This is a genomic window from Leptospira kirschneri serovar Cynopteri str. 3522 CT, assembly GCF_000243695.2.
GTDB classification, from domain to species: Bacteria; Spirochaetota; Leptospiria; order Leptospirales; family Leptospiraceae; genus Leptospira; species Leptospira kirschneri.
Window position 1 is genome coordinate 104,497 of record NZ_AHMN02000005.1, and the last position, 18,717, is coordinate 123,213.

Below are 18,717 nucleotides of genomic sequence, written 5' to 3' on the forward strand. Positions count from 1 at the left end.
ACAAAACTAAATTTGAATTGGATCGTAATTGTTAAATAAAAATTCTTTTTAGAAATTTGATCTCTAGATTTTACACACAACCATTTAAGAATATACAATTTATCTTAAATATATAGGAACACATAATGTCTAAAAAACTCTTTTATACAAATCAAATCCACAAAACATTCTTAAAAATTACATTAGAGTTGTTGAAAAATTCCATAGTGAAAATTCGTAAAATTGCTTCAATTGTCCATTCAATCCAATACAAACAGATCAAGAATTAATTTTTCAAAAACTCTATTAATATATTAAAATATATTTAATAAAATAACAACATGAAATTACATCAAAATATAAATCAAATTTCAAAAAGAAACTTTTTCAAAATACAGGAATCTAGCTTTTTATAAAATTTTATGAAGCCTATCCCCAAAGATAAAAAAATTCAATCTAATCCGGATTCTATTACCGAGTGGAACGATTGGGAGTTAGTTCCCATATCTGCAATTAGTCATCATCTTTATTGTCCTCGTCAAAATTCTCTCATTCACGTAGAGGGAATTTTTAAAGAAAATCATCTAACGGTTTCGGGAGACATAGGTCATACATTTGTAGATCAAGAACGATCCGTATCAGACCACGGACTTAGAAAAGAGACTTCTCTTAGAGTTTATTCGGATAAATTCGGTATACAAGGAATTGCTGATATTGTCGAATTCCCAAAAGGAAAACCTCCTTTCCCTATAGATTATAAAAACGGCCGCATTTCAAAATGGACAAACCAGGAAGCCCAACTCTGCGCTGTTGCAATTTGTCTCGAAGAAATGCTCAACGTAAAAATTCAATTCGGTGCAATCTATCACATACAATCTAAAAAAAGACACGACGTAGAATTTTCCGATCCACTTAGAACGCTTACCATTCAAACGATCAAAGAAATTAGAAAAATATTAAGAGATAAAGTCCTTCCTCCTCCCGTTTCTAATCGTTCACTTTGTAAAAATTGCAGCTTGTTTGATGTTTGTATGCCCGACTCATATTCAGATTTAAACTTTAAAGAATACTTATTTAGGACAAAAGACTCTGGCGGATATTAAACAAAACATTTTATATATTACCCAAGAAGGTTTATATCTTCATCATGAACTGGAAGTTCTTAAAGTTAAAAAAGGAGACGATACTATTTTCAAAATTCCTTTTCATCATCTTGAAGGAATTACTATATTCGGAATCTGCGGAATCAGCCCTTCCTTATTACAAAAGTGTTTAGAAAAGGGAATTTTTGTTTCTTATCTGACCACACGCGGAAAATTTCAAGGACGACTGGAAGGTTCCAACTCCGGTAACGTTTTGATCAGAAAAGCTCAATTCAAAAAATCTGAAATAGAAGAATTTAAATTGGAGATTGCAAGATCGATAGTAGCTGGAAAACTTCAAAATTGCAGAAGCGTTTTATCTAGAACCGCTAGAGAATCCAAAAACGAATTAGAAAAACAAGATATTAAAGAAGCGATTGGAAAAATAGAAAAAAATATTTCTCTATTAGAAAAAGCTGAATCCGTTGAAAGTATCCGTGGATACGAAGGAGATTCCGCTAAAACTTATTTTTCCGTTTTTGATTATTGTATCATTCAGCAAAGAGAAGATTTTCAATTTTATAAAAGAACAAGAAGACCGCCACGAAGTAGAACAAACGCTCTTTTGTCTTTTTTATATTCCTTACTTACAAACGATTGTATCGCCGCTTGTCAAGCGGTAGGATTAGATCCCTATATCGGCTTTCTCCACTATGAAAGACCCGGAAGACCATCGTTAGCTTTGGATATGATGGAAGAGTTCCGTCCTTTTATAGATCGATTGGTTTTTACTTTGATCAACCGTAAACAAATTCAAGCCTCTGATTTTTTAGAAAAACCAGGATCGGTTTTTCTCATGAATGAAGATTCTCGTAAAGAATTAATCAAGTCCTATCAAGAAAGAAAAAAAGAAGAAATATTCCATCCTTGGCTCAATATCAAATCCACCGTTGGAGAACTACCTTATTTACAAGCTAGGATTTTAGCCAGAACTCTACGAGGTGATTTAAAATATTATATTCCTTTTATATGGAAGTGAAGTATGTTCATCATAGTATGTTACGACGTAGAAACGATTACCAAAGAAGGTCGTACAAGACTTAGAAAAGTCGCAAAAACCTGCGAAAGCCACGGCCAGAGGGTTCAAAAATCCGTCTTTGAATGCCAGTTGGAACCCGCCCACTATTTACAATTCGAAGCAAAACTTTCTAAAATTATAAATTTAAAAACAGATAATCTTAGAATCTATTCTCTCGACGCTATTTCCGTTTCTAAAATCAAACAATTCGGAGTTTCTAATATTCTTGATTTTGAAGAACCCATTATTTTATGACAAAACCTTTTTGTGTTCCTGTTTCTACTAATAAATTGTGGATCTTTTGCGCTTACTACTCGGACGCATAAAGGTGATATCAAAAATTAACGGATAATTTTTTAAAGATATAGAAGTCCTAGCGAAATTGCACAAAACCTAGAACTATTGGTCTTTTTAAAAGGATCTCACATTCTAGGTTTTGAAACAAGTACAAACATAGTATTCTTTCACGTGTCCAAGTAGTAAACTTACATTTTACGTTTAACGACCCTACTCAACACTTATCAAACACAACTCTTCATTAGGTTTTTAATTTTTATACATTAAGAAAACAAAATATTTTACTTTTATAATATACTGCTGCGGACTTTTTTTATCCGCGGCTTCTTTTTCTCTTTAAAGAGTAGGTAGATTGAAACATTTTGCCGACCTCATTTAAGAGTTTCTTTTTCTCTTTGGAGAAAAAGTGGATTGAAACAAATCGAGGAAGTAAAGATAAATTCCTCAGAATAGTTCTTCGAAGAGGAGAACTATTCTTTTTTCTTCTACAAAATTTTTGTGATTCGTAAAACTTCTCATTTTAATGTCGCAGAACGATCCGCGATGTATTGAGTTCAGGAAGCGAGACGGCTTCGGTTTTAGTTTGAGAGAGCGTTCTGTTGAGTTTCTCTACGTCTCAATCACTTCTATAGAATTTATATGAAACAAGGATTTGTAATAAAAATTTATGATGACCTTATTTTTATAGGGATCAGTAAAAACGTGACTTACAGAGAAGCGTTTATATACTACTCGAACGCATAAGGTTGATTGTTTCAAAAATTTGAATGTTTTGGTCCTGCTCTAAAATGCAGTAAATCCCGAATTTGTGGTATTTTTTAAATACCACTATTTTTTCGCAAATTCGGTCGTTAATAACTTGGTACTATCTTCATACGTCCGAGTAGTGAGTTTAGGAGAGAAGATTGAATTCGATAAGGAATTTTATTCTAGTCCGGAGCTTAATTTAACGTGAGTTCGACGTAAGAAAATTGGGGCGAATAATAAACTCAGGTGCAACGAGGGTCGTCGTCGCAGCTCGCAAATTTTATAGTGGACTGGCTCACAACCTAAAACGCGATCCATAGAGAGCGTTTTGCTGAGTTACTTCGAGCGACCGTAGAAGCGAGACGCTGAGTTAACGCTTTCATAAAAAGCGTTTTGCTGAGTTCTTTTCGCTCCAATTCCTTCGGAATTTTTCAAACTTAGGTGCTGCTCTCTACGGATCACAGCATAATAATCGCTTTCGCATTTGTTATACCGAACTCACGTTAATTTAGAAATTTGAAATTTCTAGAACACTTTTTCAAAAATGAAAATATGTTATTATTCATATTGTTCGGAAGATTGAAAAACTGCAATTAACTGAAGTAAGACGAAAATGCAGTGCATAGCAGTTGTGATATAACCCATTTGCAAACTATTTACCGCAATAAAAATTCCCCACATAAGAATATTCGCAATTCCTAAAAAACTGTGAATAGCTACTGCGGTAATATGCCAAGAACGTTTTGCCTCTGCTTTAAAAAGTAAAACCCCCAGTATAAAAGCAAGACCGTGTGCTTCAAAACCGCCAATCCCCATAAATTCCTGTCCTTTTAAAAGAGAAGCAGCAGGACCTATACCAAAAAAAATTCCTAGAACGTCCATTGAAATAAAGCCGCCCAAAGAAGCGACCATAAGCACCACTCCATTGATTCGTAAAATTAACTTGCGCGCTGATAAAGACATGTAATTTCCTTATAATTTTTTTACAAACATAACTGTTCAAAATCAAAATCCATTTCAAGATATCTTAGCCTTGTCTAAAACTTTATTTTGGAACGTATTTTTGATATATAAACTTTCCATAAAATTTAAATCAAAACCAAATACAAACCAATTCTGATACACCTATGTATTCTTTTTTGATTTAAATATAAACCAAACCTAAAAAAAGAAAATACCTTTTCAAAGTAATTACGAAACACTAATTAACGTGAGTTCGACGTAAGAAAATCTTAGCAAACAAAAACTCAATACTGCTTCTGCTTCCATGGTCGCAACATATCAGTTACGCTGAATTCATGTTAAAATATAGATTTGTGAGAGTTCCCACAGATTAAGTCGCATAATTAATTTTTAAACATTAGAGTTGTTGAAAAATAAACCCTCCATCTGCTTTCTATTACACTGAAGCAGTTTTGCTAATCTCCACTACAGAATTTTTCAACAATTCTATTTATTTTTTACGATTCGAGTTGGAGTTCCCACGTTTATTTTTTATGGAAAAATCAGGTTTTTATAAAATGAACCTTTATGCCGAACGTACATTAATTATAAAAGAATATAAAATTCTTCGCCTAATGCAAAAATTGAATGTAACTATTACTTTTCTTTCCACAGAGAAATTAAACTTACTTAAGCAGTCCCTCTTTCGTTAAACTCGCGTTAAATATTTAAGTTCAAAACGAAATCATAATCTATGATTTTTAATTTTTGTCATAGAAATTTGATATTTTTTTTATAAATTAGGAATATTTTGCTCGAGCAATTCGTCCTACCCTCTATTAATTATCCTTTTGGTTACCTTAGAATCAGAACGAGCCGGGGGGCGCAATGAGCATTCGTTTTCGCATTTCTCTCTATCTTTCCATCGTGTTATTCATAGGTTTCGGTATTCTTGCAAGCATCAGTTGTTACACCGCATATAAAAAGTTAGAACAAGAAGTTGTCAATAGCTCAGAAGTTACGGCTGAACGTTGGACCTATGAAGTGAAAGACTATTTAGATACTGGTATGGGTATCATTCGAGGTTTCCGATTTCCTCTTCTATTTAGTGCCCCTCCCCGTAATCAAATCATTGCTGCTTTAAAAGAAATCTTAAAAGTCAATGAACACTACTTTGGTGCCAGGCTCGCCTACGAACCAAATTCTTTGGACGGAAATGACTTAGAATTTCAAAATACTTTAGGACATGATTCTACAGGCAGATTTATTCCGTATCTTCATCGTGGTCAAACAAAGGAAGAAATTGTTCTCGAGGCCGCTAAATACTACGACTCCTTAAGTCCAGAAGGCGATTGGTACCAAGTTCCTAAAAAAACAAAATCTCACTACGCAACCGATCCGTATTATTATGAAATCAAAGGGAAAGTAAAAATTCTCATGATGTCTCTTATGGTTCCTCTCTATGTAAACGATCATTTTTATGGTGTTGCCGGTTTAGATTATCAATTGGAAGAACTTCAACAGCGGATTGGAGTTAAAAAACCGTTTCAAGATCTTGGTTATCTAACTCTCATTTCTCCCAAAGGAATTTATGCAGTAAACGGTTTTGATTCAAATCGAGTTGGTGAAAAAATTTCAGATGCAAAAGAACTAGAATACTACCTTAGTAAAAGTCAGGAAGGCGAAAAATTCACTACTGATTCCGACGGATATACTCATTATTACTTTCCGTTTCATATCGGTAAGGACAAACGTTATTGGGTAATGCAAGTAAGTATTCCCAATTCGATTTATAGAGAAGCTGTACTATCGATTCTTTTCAAAGCTTTTACTTACACCTTAGCGGTATTAGTCGCCGTCATCCTTTGCCTAAACGTTATATTCCAAAAATTGATTACTGCTGGTCTTCTCAAAGCAGTCGATTTTTCCGAAGAAATCGCTGACGGAAACTTAATCGCTCAGAGTTCTCACGATAAAAAAGATGAAATCGGAACTCTTCTCGGTTCCATGAATAAAATGAGGGAAAACCTTCTCAAGGTTCTGAGAGAAATTGGCAGTTCCGCAAACACTCTCAGAGATACTTCCGAAAAAATGGCCGACTCTTCTAGAAACTTTTCTGACGTCGCTCAAACACAAGCTTCAGCCGCTGAAGAATCTTCTGCCGCAGTCGAAGAACTCGCTGCTTCCGCACAAAACGTCGGAAAGTCTATGGAAAAAGCTGTATTGAGTATGAAAGAAATCGATGGTAACGTCATTCGTCTGAAAGAACAAATCGTGAACATCAATAGAGAAATGCAAGATTTAGTCGGACTCGCGGCTCTCTCAAAAGAACAAGGAGTCACCGGAGAAAACGCTATGATCGCTTCCACAAACGCTATGGCCGCTATCGGTGACAGCGCTTCCAGAATCACTGAAATCCTTTCCATCATTACTGAAATTTCGGAAAGAACAAATCTACTCGCTCTCAATGCGGCTATCGAAGCTGCTAGAGCGGGAGAAGCCGGAAAAGGGTTTGCAGTTGTCGCTGAAGAAATTGGAAAACTCGCTTCTCAAACTTCTACAAGTGTTCAAGAAATTGGTTCTCTTGTTAATTCTACTAACAACGCTGTTTTAAATGGGAACACTAAAGTCGCAGAAGCTTTTAACATTCTAAAAAAACTCAGAGAACAAGTGGAAGAGTTCGATCGTTATGCTAAGAACGTTCTTACTTCCGTGAAAACTCAGGAAGAGAATACTAAAGAAATTGCACAAAGTGCTAACGAACTCATGACCTTCAGTTTACAAATTGAAGAAGCTGTTCTAGAACAAAAGCGCGCAACGGATGAAATCACAAAAACGATCATGAGTATTTCTGACGGTACTCAAGAAATCGCTTCGGGCGCGGATGATCTTACTTCATTCTCCGGAAACATACACGGACAAGCCAGAAATCTAGGTCAATTGATTGGCAAATTTAAGACTCATTGAACTTGATGACACTACAGATCGACTATTTATTTTCTTAAGGAAATTTTAATGAACGTGAGCAGGGCAATTTTCTAAAAGTATGAATTCCTACAATTTTAGGATTTGTTGGTAAAATTGTGATTTGCGGTGGTTCCACATTTTAGAAATCAATCTGCAAAGTTTATATTCTAACTTTTTTCAGAACCATGGTCAACTTACGTTCATTCGATCATAGTACAAAATAGCAATTTCATTCAGAAATTTGATTTTAAGATCGTTAGAATTGTTGCAAAAATCAGTTTCTTTCGTTTTTTCATTAAAGAGAATCGATAAAACCGTTTTGTTAATCATAATAACAACTCTGTTTCTTTTTAGATTTTATGGAAGTTACTTCAAAGATATTTGAGAAAAATAAAATATTTAGGCTTTGTTTTGTATCAAAGTAATTCAAATCAGATTCTTATAAATGATATTGCTATTTATAATTCTTATTTAGAACGTCTCTTTATAGATGAATATTTGAATTGATGAATTCATATTTTTAGATAGAATAACTTCTCCTCAGTTTCAGATACAAAAAAAGGTTGAAAAGTAACATGAGCATTCGGTTTCGAATTTCGCTTTATTTATCCATAGTTTTATTTCTTGGGTTTAGTTTCCTTGCCGTAGTCAATTCAGTCATCTCTTATGATAATTTAAAATCAGAAGTAGAAAGTAATTCCGCGATCACTTCCGAACGTTGGTCCTTAGAAGTGAAGGACACATTGGACTCGGCTATGTTCTATGCAAGAGGATTTAGATCCCCTCTGATCTTCACTTCCCCTGCTAGAGAATCCATCATCGTTTCCATTAAAGAAGTAATTGAAAGAAATCCTAACTTTTTTGCCCTCTGGCTGGTCTTCGAACCGAATTTATACGACGGCAAAGATTCCCAGTATAAAAGCGCATTTGCACACGACTCTACTGGAAGATTTATTCCCTATGTATTTCAATCGGGCGAAAAAGGAAAAGCAGTGATCAGATCCAGCATTGGGTACGAAAATCAGGACGGAACCGGGGATTTTTATCAGATACCTAAAAAGAAAAATATCTACTACGTTTCAGAACCATATCGTTATAAATCTGAAAATGTAGATACGATGATGATCTCCATCGTCGCTCCGATCAGCAAAGACGGCTTCTTTAGAGGAGCCTGTGGGATTGATTTAAAAGCGGAAGAATTACAAAAGAAATTCGGAGAAGTAAAACCATTTCGGAATCAAGGATATATGACTCTGATTTCTCCGAGCGGACTTTACACAGTAAACGGAAAAGATCCTTCCTTAATTGGGAAAAAAATTACAAATCCTCAAGAATTGGATCTATTTTTAAAACAAAGCCAAGAAGGAAAAAATTTTACATTCAACTCGGATGAACACACCCACTACTACTTTCCGTTTCATGTAGGTAAAGACAAACGTTATTGGGTAATGCAAGTAAGTGTTCCTGATTCTATTTATAAAGATGAAATGTTTAAGACCATAATCACAAGAGCTTTAACCGCAATTTTGATTTTAGTTTCTGTTTTAGTTTGTCTTAATTTTATATTCCAAAAATTGATTACTGCCGGTCTTCTCAAAGCCATTGGTTTTTCCGAAGAAATCGCTGACGGAAACTTAATCGCTCAGAGTTCTCACGATAAAAAAGATGAAATCGGAACTCTTCTCGGTTCCATGAATAAAATGAGGGAAGACCTTCTCAAGGTTCTGAGAGAAATTGGCAGTTCCGCAAACACTCTCAGAGATACTTCCGAAAAAATGGCCGACTCTTCTAGAAACTTTTCTGACGTCGCTCAAACACAAGCTTCGGCCGCTGAAGAATCTTCTGCCGCAGTCGAAGAACTTGCTGCTTCCGCACAAACGTCGGAAAGTCTATGGAAAAAGCTGTATTGAGTATGAAGAATCGATGGTAACGTCATTCGTCTGAAAGAACAAATCGTGAACATCAATAGAGAAATGCAAGATTTAGTCGGACTCGCGGCTCTCTCAAAAGAACAAGGAGTCACCGGAGAAAACGCTATGATCGCTTCCACAAACGCTATGGCCGCTATCGGTGACAGCGCTTCCAGAATCACTGAAATCCTTTCCATCATTACTGAAATTTCGGAAAGAACAAATCTACTCGCTCTCAATGCGGCTATCGAAGCTGCTAGAGCGGGAGAAGCCGGAAAAGGGTTTGCAGTTGTCGCTGAAGAAATTGGAAAACTCGCTTCTCAAACTTCTACAAGTGTTCAAGAAATTGGTTCTCTTGTTAATTCTACTAACAACGCTGTTTTAAATGGGAACACTAAAGTCGCAGAAGCTTTTAACATTCTAAAAAAACTCAGAGAACAAGTGGAAGAGTTCGATCGTTATGCTAAGAACGTTCTTACTTCCGTGAAAACTCAGGAAGAGAATACTAAAGAAATTGCACAAAGTGCTAACGAACTCATGACCTTCAGTTTACAAATTGAAGAAGCTGTTCTAGAACAAAGACGCGCAACGGATGAAATCACAAAAACGATCATGAGTATTTCTGACGGTACTCAAGAAATCGCTTCGGGCGCGGAAGATCTTACTTCATTCTCTGGGAACATGCACGGACAAGCCAGAAATCTAGGTCAATTGATCGGTAAGTTTAAAATCAACTAAGATTGGTCGGTCCGATTGTGGGAACTCACACAAATTTGAGATTTCACTGTAAAACTTAGAATTGTGGGAACTAACACGAATTTGAGATTTCATTGTAAAACTTAGAAATGTGGGAACTAACACGAATTTGAGATTTCACTGTAAAACTTAGAAATGTGGGAACTCACACGAATTCGAGATTTCACTGTAAAACTTAGAAATGTGGGAACTAACACAAACTAAAACAACTGGAAAAACGGTTGAACCAATGCTTCTTGCTTAGGATCTTACTGATCATAGGTATTCTGATTGATATGAACTCGAGACAAACGGACTCAAAAAATCGATTTCTTACGGGAATGTTTGTATTTCTGTTTTTTTTAAGACCGACTCATGCGGCCGAATCACTCAACAGAGTCATCGCCACAGTCGGAACAGTTTCCATTTCGGAACTCGATTTAGACGACGCGACGGAAAAATACAACAGACTTCAAAAACACTTAAAACACGAAGACTATCGTAAATCTTTCAGAACCAGAATCATAGATTTTCTTATAGACCGAGCCATCGTAGACGTAGTCGCGGAAGAAGAATCGATCCAAGTAAACGAACAAAGGGTAGATTCCGAAATCGAAAAAAGAATGGAAGTGATGGGAATCACAAACCGTAAACAATTTGAAAAAACAATGGAAACTTCCTCCGGAATGCCGTTTGAACTCTGGGTTACGGAACTTCCATATCAAATCAAAAAAGGACAATTACTTCAGTTAAAAATCGCAGTCCCCCCACCCAATGAACAAGAAATCAGAAGTTGGTACAATCAAAACAAAGATAAAGTAGGATTTGAAATTCGATACAGAATGATTTCTATCGCTCCCGAAAATGATTCCATCCAAGAAGAAAACAGACTCTACAAAGAAGTTTCGGAAATCAGAAAATCGATTTTAGCCGATCCTTCCTCTTTTGCACTGATCGCAGGTTCTCCCAGAAACGATCCAACACTCAGAGCCAGAAGAGGAATGGTAGAATGGATTTCCTCTTTCGATCTTTATAAATACAGTAAGATCACCGCAACGATTGCTGCCCCTCTTCCAAACGGCGGAGTTTCCGAAGTATTTAGAGACGAAAGAAAAAGATATTGTATCTTAAAGATAGAAGGGAAAAGACCCACTCCTATGGAAAACCTGAGAGGAGGAATTCAAAATATACTCTATCGAGACAAAGAAGAAGATACGTTTTATAGATGGTTAAAAGAATCCAGAGCCGAAATACCAATCCAAATTTTCGACGAAACTTATAGAAAAGAAAACAAAATCCCTCTTAAAGAAGAAACGTTTCATTTAGATTGATTTTTTAAATATTACACGATCCGAGTTTTCAACCGATATTGATTTCAAACTATGAAATTTCCAATTTCTAACACAGCGGTTTTTTTAAGTCCGGAAACGGAATCTATTTTGAAATCGTTATCTTCGAACGAAACAAATCATCTACTTTCACTTTCTATTCAAAAACTTTCCAAAGTCCTTCCAAAATCCACCGTTTTTTTTAACTCGTGGCCGTTTTCCATTCAACCAAATGATTTTGACTTTTTGAATATTCAAATATTAGAATGCTCTTTTGAAATTGAATTTCTTAAAAAAATCTCAATAAAATTACCAAAATCCAGAACCGGAGATCCGGACTGGGACGACGCTTCCTTTTTTTATTTTACCGGTTTGTTTCCCTGTTTGGATCAAAACCTAAGTCTGGAAATTTATCAAAGACACGATCGTTACCTTTCCCAATATTCTTACAGCGAAAATTTACCTTCCGGTATTATCCCTACAATTTTATCCAGAGAATTCACAAACGCAATTCCGGAATCGATTCAAACGAGCGCCCAAGATTATCTGCTCAAAAACATCAATCACTATGATGTAGAAATTTTTTATCACTCTCCCGACCTAAGACAATATAGGTTAGACTTCTCTTTAAAAAACAAAAGATCCTTAAATTTAGTGAGAGGATTTTTAAAATCCAAAGAAGAATGGAGCTACTCCGAAATTCATCCTTGGATCGAAAAAAATCCGGAAGTATTTAGAACTGGACCTTCTTATCTGGAACTAGAAGTGTTTCGCGGATGTGATTTAAGTTGTAGTTTTTGTCCCAGGCAATTTACTTCTAACGATCAGGACGGAAAATTTTTAAGTCCGGAATTTCTAGAGAATCTACTTAGACAACAAGAGGAATCTTTTTCCAACGAATACAGCGTTTGTTTCGGAGGTTTGGGCGAACCCCTTCTCCATCCTAATTTAAAAGAACTAATTCTTACGGCGATTAAGTCGTCGTCCCATTTAATGCAGGAATTGATGATAGAAACCGCGCTTTATGCGGATCTAAATAAAATTTTATACTTTTTGAATATTCTGGATTCTGCACATAAGGAAAAAATCACATGGATCATCAATCTAACCACCCGCAACCCCGAAAAATACGCAATCCTCTATGGTAAAAATAAATTGGAAAAGGTTCTCTCTAACCTAAAAGAACTCGAAAAAGTTTTTCCTAAAAATAGAATTTATCTTCAATTTTTAAAAATTCAAGAAGCCGAAGACGAGGTGGAATCCTGGGTGGATGAAACAGAAAAACAAGGTTATGGAGTAATATTACAAAAATACAATCGGTATGCAGGTTTGATGCCCGAAAAAAGAGTCACAGATCTAACACCTATTCAGAGAGAATTCTGTTGGCATCTCAATCGTGACTTATACGTAAACTCGGACGGGTCCGTATCCGTTTGCAAACAGACTCCCGGAAAGGAATTCGGAAACCTTCATAAGGAAACCTTAATAGATATTTGGCGCAAAGGACTTCCTTCCTTTAGAGATTCGTTAAATTCTAAACACGAAACTACTGGCGCCCCCTGTATAAATTGTGATGAGTGGTACACGTTCAACGCGTAAAGTCTACGCGTTCATCCAAGCCAGGACTGGTTCTTCGAGACTACCTGGAAAGGTTTTATTAGAATTTCCTCCTGGTTCCGGAAAAACCCTCATCGATAGGATTTACGATAGGATTCTGACCGTTCTGCCAAAAGAACAAATCGTTTATCTCATTCCCGAAGAAGACAAAGAACTACACTACTTTTTAAATCAAAGAAATTATCTTTTTTTTGCAGGGGATTTACTCGATGTTAGACGAAGATACATTGAAGCGGCAGATTTTTTTAACGCAGATTCGATTTTGCGTCTAACGGGGGATAATCCGTTTTACGATACAATTCATCTGGATCAACTTTTACAATCGTTTCAATTTTTTGAATCGGATCTTTCTTACGTTTCCGGACTTCCCTTAGGTATGGGAGGAGAAATTTTCACAAGAAAGGCTCTTGAATGGGCACCTAACACTTTAGAAGAAAAACATAAAGAACACGTTAGTCTACACATCAAGGAAAATCCAGATCGTTTTCGTATAACGAAACTTTCCTCCTTACTTTCGGAAAAAGAAAAGTTAATCCTTCCAAAACTCAGACTTACGATCGACGAACCAAAAGATTTCGAAACTACTTCCCAGATTTTTAATCTTTTGAATGAGCAAAATCCTATTTTCGGAGCCAGAGAATGTATAGATCTTTTTAAAATAGATCCTAACGTTTTTACAAATCAGGATGTGGAACAAATCCGTTTTCAAACTTTATCGGTTCAAAAAACTAAACATTCTAAAATCGGAATTTTTGCAGGTGATCCGAAAGATTTCGGAAGTGGTCATTTTGAACGTTCCAGAATTCTATTTGCATTATTAGCCGCAATGCCTTTCGAAACATTCTGGTTGGGAGAATTTCCCAAAGAAGAAGATTTAGATCTGTTAATCATAGACTCCAGAGACATTTCAATTCCAGAATATTCAAAAACTAAGGTGCTTCTTCTAGATCATTTTGGTTCGGACAGAAAAAAATTCCATCACTACGACCTTCTTCCTCATTCTGACATAGAAGATCATTTTTCTCTAGATCAAATTCTGATCCCTCCGAGACTTCTTAATTTAGATAAAAAACAGATCGATAATTCGTATATTCTTTGTTATGCGGGGAATATAGATTCTCGCTCCACATTCAGTTTGGATTCTTTTTTAGAATCCTTGAGTTTTAGTGAAAATATTCCTAAAATCGTCCGTATAGGTGGAGCCGACACTCTGTCTGAACGAATCGAATTCATTCCTAGAGTTTCTAAATTTAAATTTCAAAATCTTTTAGCGACTTGTTCCGGTTTTGTGGGTTATTTCGGTCAGTCTTTGTTCGAAGCTATCTTTTTAGATAAAAAAGTTTGCACGTATTCTATCGGTCCGGTCCATTTTTCTCTTTCGTCACTTTGTGAAAAAAAATACGGTATCCCTTTCGCAGGTGATCTAAACTCTATTTCTTTCGGGAACGAAGTAAAATTACAATTAAGTTCTCAACCTGTCAGCGGCAAAGGTTATTCTAAACTGCTTGGGGAAATCGAGCGGATTTTAAAATGAGTTCGATTCACTACTCTACAAAACGCTTCTTGTAGGTTGCGTTTATTCACAATCTATCTCAAAAATACTTTATCTTTAACATAAGTTCGGCGTAAAGGAAATCTTGGCGAATCCAGCTTGCCGACCGGGCTATTTAGCTCTGGCCAATAAATTGCATGCAGAAAGCGTAATACAGTATTTCGACTTAAGTTTCAGTTTCAAACGCGATCTAAAACGCACATTATTCAAGTGTTCCAACAAGAATGAGGTTTTGTACTTGCAAAAAGTATGTTTTTCTGATAGAGAAAAGTCTTTCAAATTTTCCCACCACCCAAAACGCGATCTTTTTACAGAGGATTTGTCGTAATTCCCACAGATTTATATTGAGATCCAAATACTTGTGTGGATAAGGTTACGATAGAGAGTTCTTCTTTAGTTCCCTCGCATCGATCGCTTTCGCGTTATACCGAGTTCAAGTGTGAGAACATCACAAAATTTAGGTTTGTCTGTAAAATGATGTGGGAACTACTGCAAACCACGATTTTACGAACAAATTCTAAAATTCTAGGAACTCCTACTTTTAAAAAATTTTTACTCGCGTCGAACTCACCCTAAAATGGGATTTAAATTTCTATGATGGTCGCAAAACAGCGGTTTTGTGCAAAAATCGGATGACGATGATTTTTTTCTATTTTATAGTAGTTCCCACAGATTAAGTCACATTATAAACTTATAAACATTCATTTTTTTGCGATTTAGTTCGTATGAGTAGTTCCTACATTTTCAAAATTTATCCGTAAAGTCCAGAATTTGTAAGAGTTCCCACATTTTACTACTCGGACGTATAAAAACAATATCAAAAATTAACAATCGATTTTACCAAAGATGTGAAAGCCATTCAAAAAATGGCGTTTAACCGGATTCATTGACTTTTTGAAGGAAATCCCACATCAGTATAAGTATTACTTTTATGCACCCTAGCAGTAAGTCACATTACAAATTTTAAACATTCACTTTTTATAATTGGAGTTCCTACATTTTAAAGAAAATTGCTTTCTTTACTCATCTCTATAAAATTGAGTGCCGCGAATTTGATTACAAAGTTTTGTTTAGATACAAAAAATCGGGTACTTTTTTGTATCTAAACAGAATTTCCAAAATTCCGCTTTTAAACTGATACTAAACATGTACCAAAACCAGAGGTCGTAACTACTTGCAAATACATCTCGTTCCGAAAAATACACCTATACTTGAATTCTTTTCAAAGAAAAACCTGTAGCCCACTTAACTTCGTCAATCTTAGGACCACTTCTTCAGGTTAAACCTTATTCTTAAAGAACATACTCTTTCAGTCTTCCGTGTTCAGTTCTCAGAATACTCGCACAAAATCGATTTTACCGACATTAGAAGAATTGACGCGAATCATTCTATAAGGTTCCTTATCGGTATGAGTGAATTCATTGAAATCAAAGTTGGGGAAAAATCCTATCAGTTTCCGTTGATCTCCGGAACGGACGGTAAAAAAGGAATCGATATTAGAGAACTTCATCAAAAGACCGGACTAATTTCTTACGATCCGGGATTTTTTAACACCGCTTACGCTGTTAGTCGAATCTCCCGAAGAGATCCGAATTCAGGTGAACTAAACTATCGTGGTTACGACGTAGCAGATTTAGTACAACATTCTACATTTGTGGAAACCAGTTATCTATTGATTTATGGCAAACTCCCGACGGAACAGCAGCTTAAAGACTTCTCTCTAAAACTATCTAAACACTCTTTGATTCACGAAGACATGATCAATTTATTTGATGGATTTCCGGGTAAAGGTCATCCTCTAGCAGTTCTGTCCGTAATGGTAACTTCTCTTTCCAGTTATTATCCAGAAGAATACGAAGAATCCTTGGACAAAGGAATTGATCATTCCGCAAGACTTCTTGCAAAGATTAGAACGATCGCAGCTTTTTCTTACAAAAAAATCGTAGGACAACCCTTCGTATATCCCCTAGATAAACATCCTTATTGTACGAATTTTCTTTATATGTTATTTTCAATCCCTTCTAAGGACTACATTCCCACCGAAGACATAGATCGAATTTTGAACCAACTCTGGATACTTTATGCGGATCACGAACAAAACGTATCCAACACAACCGTTCAAGTGATCGGTTCCACACAAGCCAACTTATTCGCTTCCATATCTTCTGCGATCAATGCGCTTTGGGGTTCTAGAGAAGGCGGTCGCCAAGTCGCGGCAGTAGGATTGATAGAAGACATTCTCAAATCCAGAAAATCCGTACCAGAATACTTTGAAAAATTCAAAGGAGATTCCGAAAGATTATTCTCGAACGGTTTTGGACACAAGGCATACGAAGCAAAAAGTAGAAGAGCGATCATCGCAAGTAAATTGTTTCACGATTTTTACAAAAAAAATCCTATTGGACCAATCGCAGAAGTAGCTCTTAAAGTCGAAGAGTACATGCATAATGATGAATATTACATCAATCAAAAGTTGTATCCGAATTTAGAGTTCTACAGCGCGGTAATTTTTAATTCACTTGGAATACCAAAAGAACTTTTTACGGCTATGCAGGTAATCGGAAAACTTCCGGGTTGGCTGGCACACTGGAGAGAACAAAGGGTTTCCGGAAATTACAGCAAAGCTCGTCCAAAACAAATCTATTCGGGAGAAATGGGTAGAAAATACATTCCACTTTCGGAAAGATAAACATGCAAAATCTGAGATGGAAAGACTGGCTCTCCCAAGCAGAACGCGATCTGGAATGGGCAAAAGCGTCTTTACACTCCGGTTTTTTTGCTCAAACTTGTTTTGTTTGTCAACAAGTAGGAGAAAAAACTCTCAAAGCACTTGCCTACTTTAGAGGTGCAGATCTTGTAAAATCCCATTCAGTAAAAACGATCGCAAAAGAATTGGGAGAAAACGGGGAAATCGAGTTTATGGGTCAAAAATTAGATTTATATTATATACCAACTCGTTATCCGGACGCGTTTATGGAAGGTGCTCCTTTCGAATATTTTGAAGAATCTCAAGCAAAAGAAGCCATCGAATTTGCGGAAAAAATCATCGATCTCGTCAAAGTAAAACTTTTATGAGCGTCATTGTTTTTCCAAAACGAGATCCGCTTGGCGGAATGAGCCGGGAGGAACTGATCAAGAAAATTCGATTTTTGATCCAAGATAAAACGATCAAAGCTTATCTTTTTGGAAGTGTTGCACGAAATACCCAAAACGCCTACAGCGATGTGGATCTAATTCTGATCGCCGACACGAAAACTCCTTTTCTAAGTAGACCTGAATCCTTTCCGGAGCTTCTCTCTCTTCCGGTCGAATTGAATCTTTTCGTTTACAACCAAGAAGAATGGGAAAAAATCCGTGAACAAAGCCAATATACCGGTTTTTGGAAATCGGTCTTTTCAGAAATGATTCAGATTTTTTGAATATACTCATTTGTATGAAGTTACGCGTGGCTCGATATGTTTACTCAGATTTATTGGATTAAAACAAGGTCGTCGAGTGTCCATTTGAAAAACGAATATTTCAAAATATGGTAAAACGTGATTCAATAAGAAGCCTCAATATAAAAACACAGGGATATAACAGAAATTCAATATGCTTAAAAACTTCTTTTTAAACTTCATACTATTTTCTCTTTCAATGTTTTTATTTCGATGCGACAAACCTAAAGAAATCAGCGAAGCGGAATTTAAAAATTTGATTCATGAAATGTCTGATTTGCACGAACTCAGCGAATCTCGCACCGTCGAATATCTAGGAATCGAGAATGAAAAAGCCATTCTCAAAGTATCAAGTTTATCTCCTGACAATTCCAAAAAACGAAAAAAGGAATTCTTCTACACCAAAACAAGCCCTTCCTTAATCACTTGGATTGATGAAAATCTGTATAAGATCACAATTTCCAATTATAATAAATTGTATAAATATCTCTTACAACAAAAGAATCGAAGTATTTTTTTTGATCAATATACCTTTTTGATACGGGATAACTCAGAAAATACATCCATCGATAAAAGGATTCGTATTACACAAAACGAACGTACAGTTTTTATTTTCGACCTACGTGCAGACGGAGTTACATGTTTCTCTCTGAACATAAAACATTCTCCCAATAAAGATGATCTGAAATACAAAGAACTGTGGTTAAAACTTATAAACGAAATTTTAAAATAATGTGAATTTGTTCGACATAATCCGATTCGAAAACAATTGAAGCAAGGAAATTCAACGTCCCACTTCCTGAACTCAATACATCGCTTCCTGAATGCCGATCCTTAGAGAGGGGCATTCACTGAGTTTTCCGGGTCGCTCTGGAAACTCAACGTCTCACTCCCCATGGGTCTCGACAGGTCGCGTTCACTACTCTACAAAACGCTTCTTGTAGGTTGCGTTTATTCACAATCTATCTCAAAAATACTTTATCTTTAACATAAGTTCGGCGTAAAGGAAATCTTGGCGAATCCAGCTTGCCGACCGGGCTATTTAG

Annotated in this window: 12 protein-coding genes and 2 pseudogenes; 13 read left to right on the plus strand and 1 reads right to left on the minus strand. The window is 36.0% G+C overall.

What is annotated here, in order from left to right:
- The first annotated feature begins 401 nt into the window (after positions 1-401).
- From cas4 to LEP1GSC049_RS2000000228475, 4 genes and pseudogenes are all read left to right on the plus strand, one after another.
- Entirely contained in the window at positions 402-1,082 is a 681-nt protein-coding gene (gene cas4, locus LEP1GSC049_RS12215) for a CRISPR-associated protein Cas4 (RefSeq protein ID WP_016560589.1), read from the plus strand.
- 7 nt (positions 1,083-1,089) lie between these two features.
- Positions 1,090-2,100, plus strand: coding sequence for a type I-C CRISPR-associated endonuclease Cas1c (gene cas1c, locus LEP1GSC049_RS219645; protein WP_255297313.1), 1,011 nt, complete (start codon positions 1,090-1,092; stop codon positions 2,098-2,100).
- A 3-nt stretch (positions 2,101-2,103) separates the two neighbouring features.
- Positions 2,104-2,394, plus strand: a complete 291-nt coding sequence (gene cas2 / locus LEP1GSC049_RS219640) for a CRISPR-associated endonuclease Cas2 (protein WP_004751038.1) — start codon at positions 2,104-2,106, stop codon at positions 2,392-2,394.
- Between the two features lie 394 nt (positions 2,395-2,788).
- Positions 2,789-2,988, plus strand: a pseudogene (locus LEP1GSC049_RS2000000228475) (hypothetical protein).
- A gap of 753 nt (positions 2,989-3,741) precedes the next feature.
- On the opposite strand, the gene LEP1GSC049_RS219635 reads toward LEP1GSC049_RS2000000228475, so the two are convergent.
- Complete coding sequence (locus LEP1GSC049_RS219635; protein WP_016748028.1) at positions 3,742-4,146, minus strand: hypothetical protein; 405 nt, start codon at positions 4,144-4,146, stop codon at positions 3,742-3,744.
- Positions 4,147-5,013: 867 nt separating this feature from the next.
- On the opposite strand from LEP1GSC049_RS219635, the gene LEP1GSC049_RS219630 reads away from it, so the two are divergent.
- From LEP1GSC049_RS219630 to LEP1GSC049_RS219595, 9 genes and pseudogenes are all read left to right on the plus strand, one after another.
- Positions 5,014-7,092 (plus strand): methyl-accepting chemotaxis protein, encoded by a 2,079-nt coding sequence (locus LEP1GSC049_RS219630; RefSeq protein WP_016560622.1) that lies wholly within the window; start codon positions 5,014-5,016, stop codon positions 7,090-7,092.
- A 575-nt stretch (positions 7,093-7,667) separates the two neighbouring features.
- Positions 7,668-9,740: pseudogene (locus LEP1GSC049_RS2000000228665) on the plus strand (methyl-accepting chemotaxis protein).
- 293 nt (positions 9,741-10,033) lie between these two features.
- On the plus strand, positions 10,034-11,068 hold the full coding sequence (locus LEP1GSC049_RS219625) for a putative peptidyl-prolyl cis-trans isomerase (protein WP_004755125.1): 1,035 nt from the start codon (positions 10,034-10,036) through the stop codon (positions 11,066-11,068).
- A 51-nt stretch (positions 11,069-11,119) separates the two neighbouring features.
- The gene (locus tag LEP1GSC049_RS219620) at positions 11,120-12,664 is read left to right on the plus strand and encodes a spiro-SPASM protein (protein ID WP_004757797.1); all 1,545 of its coding nucleotides are present in this window, start codon (positions 11,120-11,122) and stop codon (positions 12,662-12,664) included.
- Positions 12,639-14,216, plus strand: coding sequence for a glycosyltransferase family protein (locus tag LEP1GSC049_RS219615; protein ID WP_016560562.1), 1,578 nt, complete (start codon positions 12,639-12,641; stop codon positions 14,214-14,216). Before LEP1GSC049_RS219620 ends, LEP1GSC049_RS219615 begins: the two co-directional genes overlap by 26 nt.
- Positions 14,217-15,642: 1,426 nt before the next feature.
- On the plus strand, positions 15,643-16,923 hold the full coding sequence (locus LEP1GSC049_RS219610; RefSeq protein WP_004754113.1) for a citrate/2-methylcitrate synthase: 1,281 nt from the start codon (positions 15,643-15,645) through the stop codon (positions 16,921-16,923).
- Positions 16,924-16,925: 2 nt separating this feature from the next.
- The gene (locus LEP1GSC049_RS219605) at positions 16,926-17,309 is read left to right on the plus strand and encodes a HEPN domain-containing protein (RefSeq protein WP_004755212.1); all 384 of its coding nucleotides are present in this window, start codon (positions 16,926-16,928) and stop codon (positions 17,307-17,309) included.
- Positions 17,306-17,653, plus strand: coding sequence for a nucleotidyltransferase domain-containing protein (locus LEP1GSC049_RS219600; RefSeq protein WP_004755145.1), 348 nt, complete (start codon positions 17,306-17,308; stop codon positions 17,651-17,653). The genes LEP1GSC049_RS219605 and LEP1GSC049_RS219600 overlap by 4 nt, the downstream gene beginning before the upstream one ends.
- A 172-nt stretch (positions 17,654-17,825) precedes the next feature.
- Positions 17,826-18,404 (plus strand): hypothetical protein, encoded by a 579-nt coding sequence (locus tag LEP1GSC049_RS219595; protein ID WP_016560636.1) that lies wholly within the window; start codon positions 17,826-17,828, stop codon positions 18,402-18,404.
- Positions 18,405-18,717: the final 313 nt, after the last annotated feature.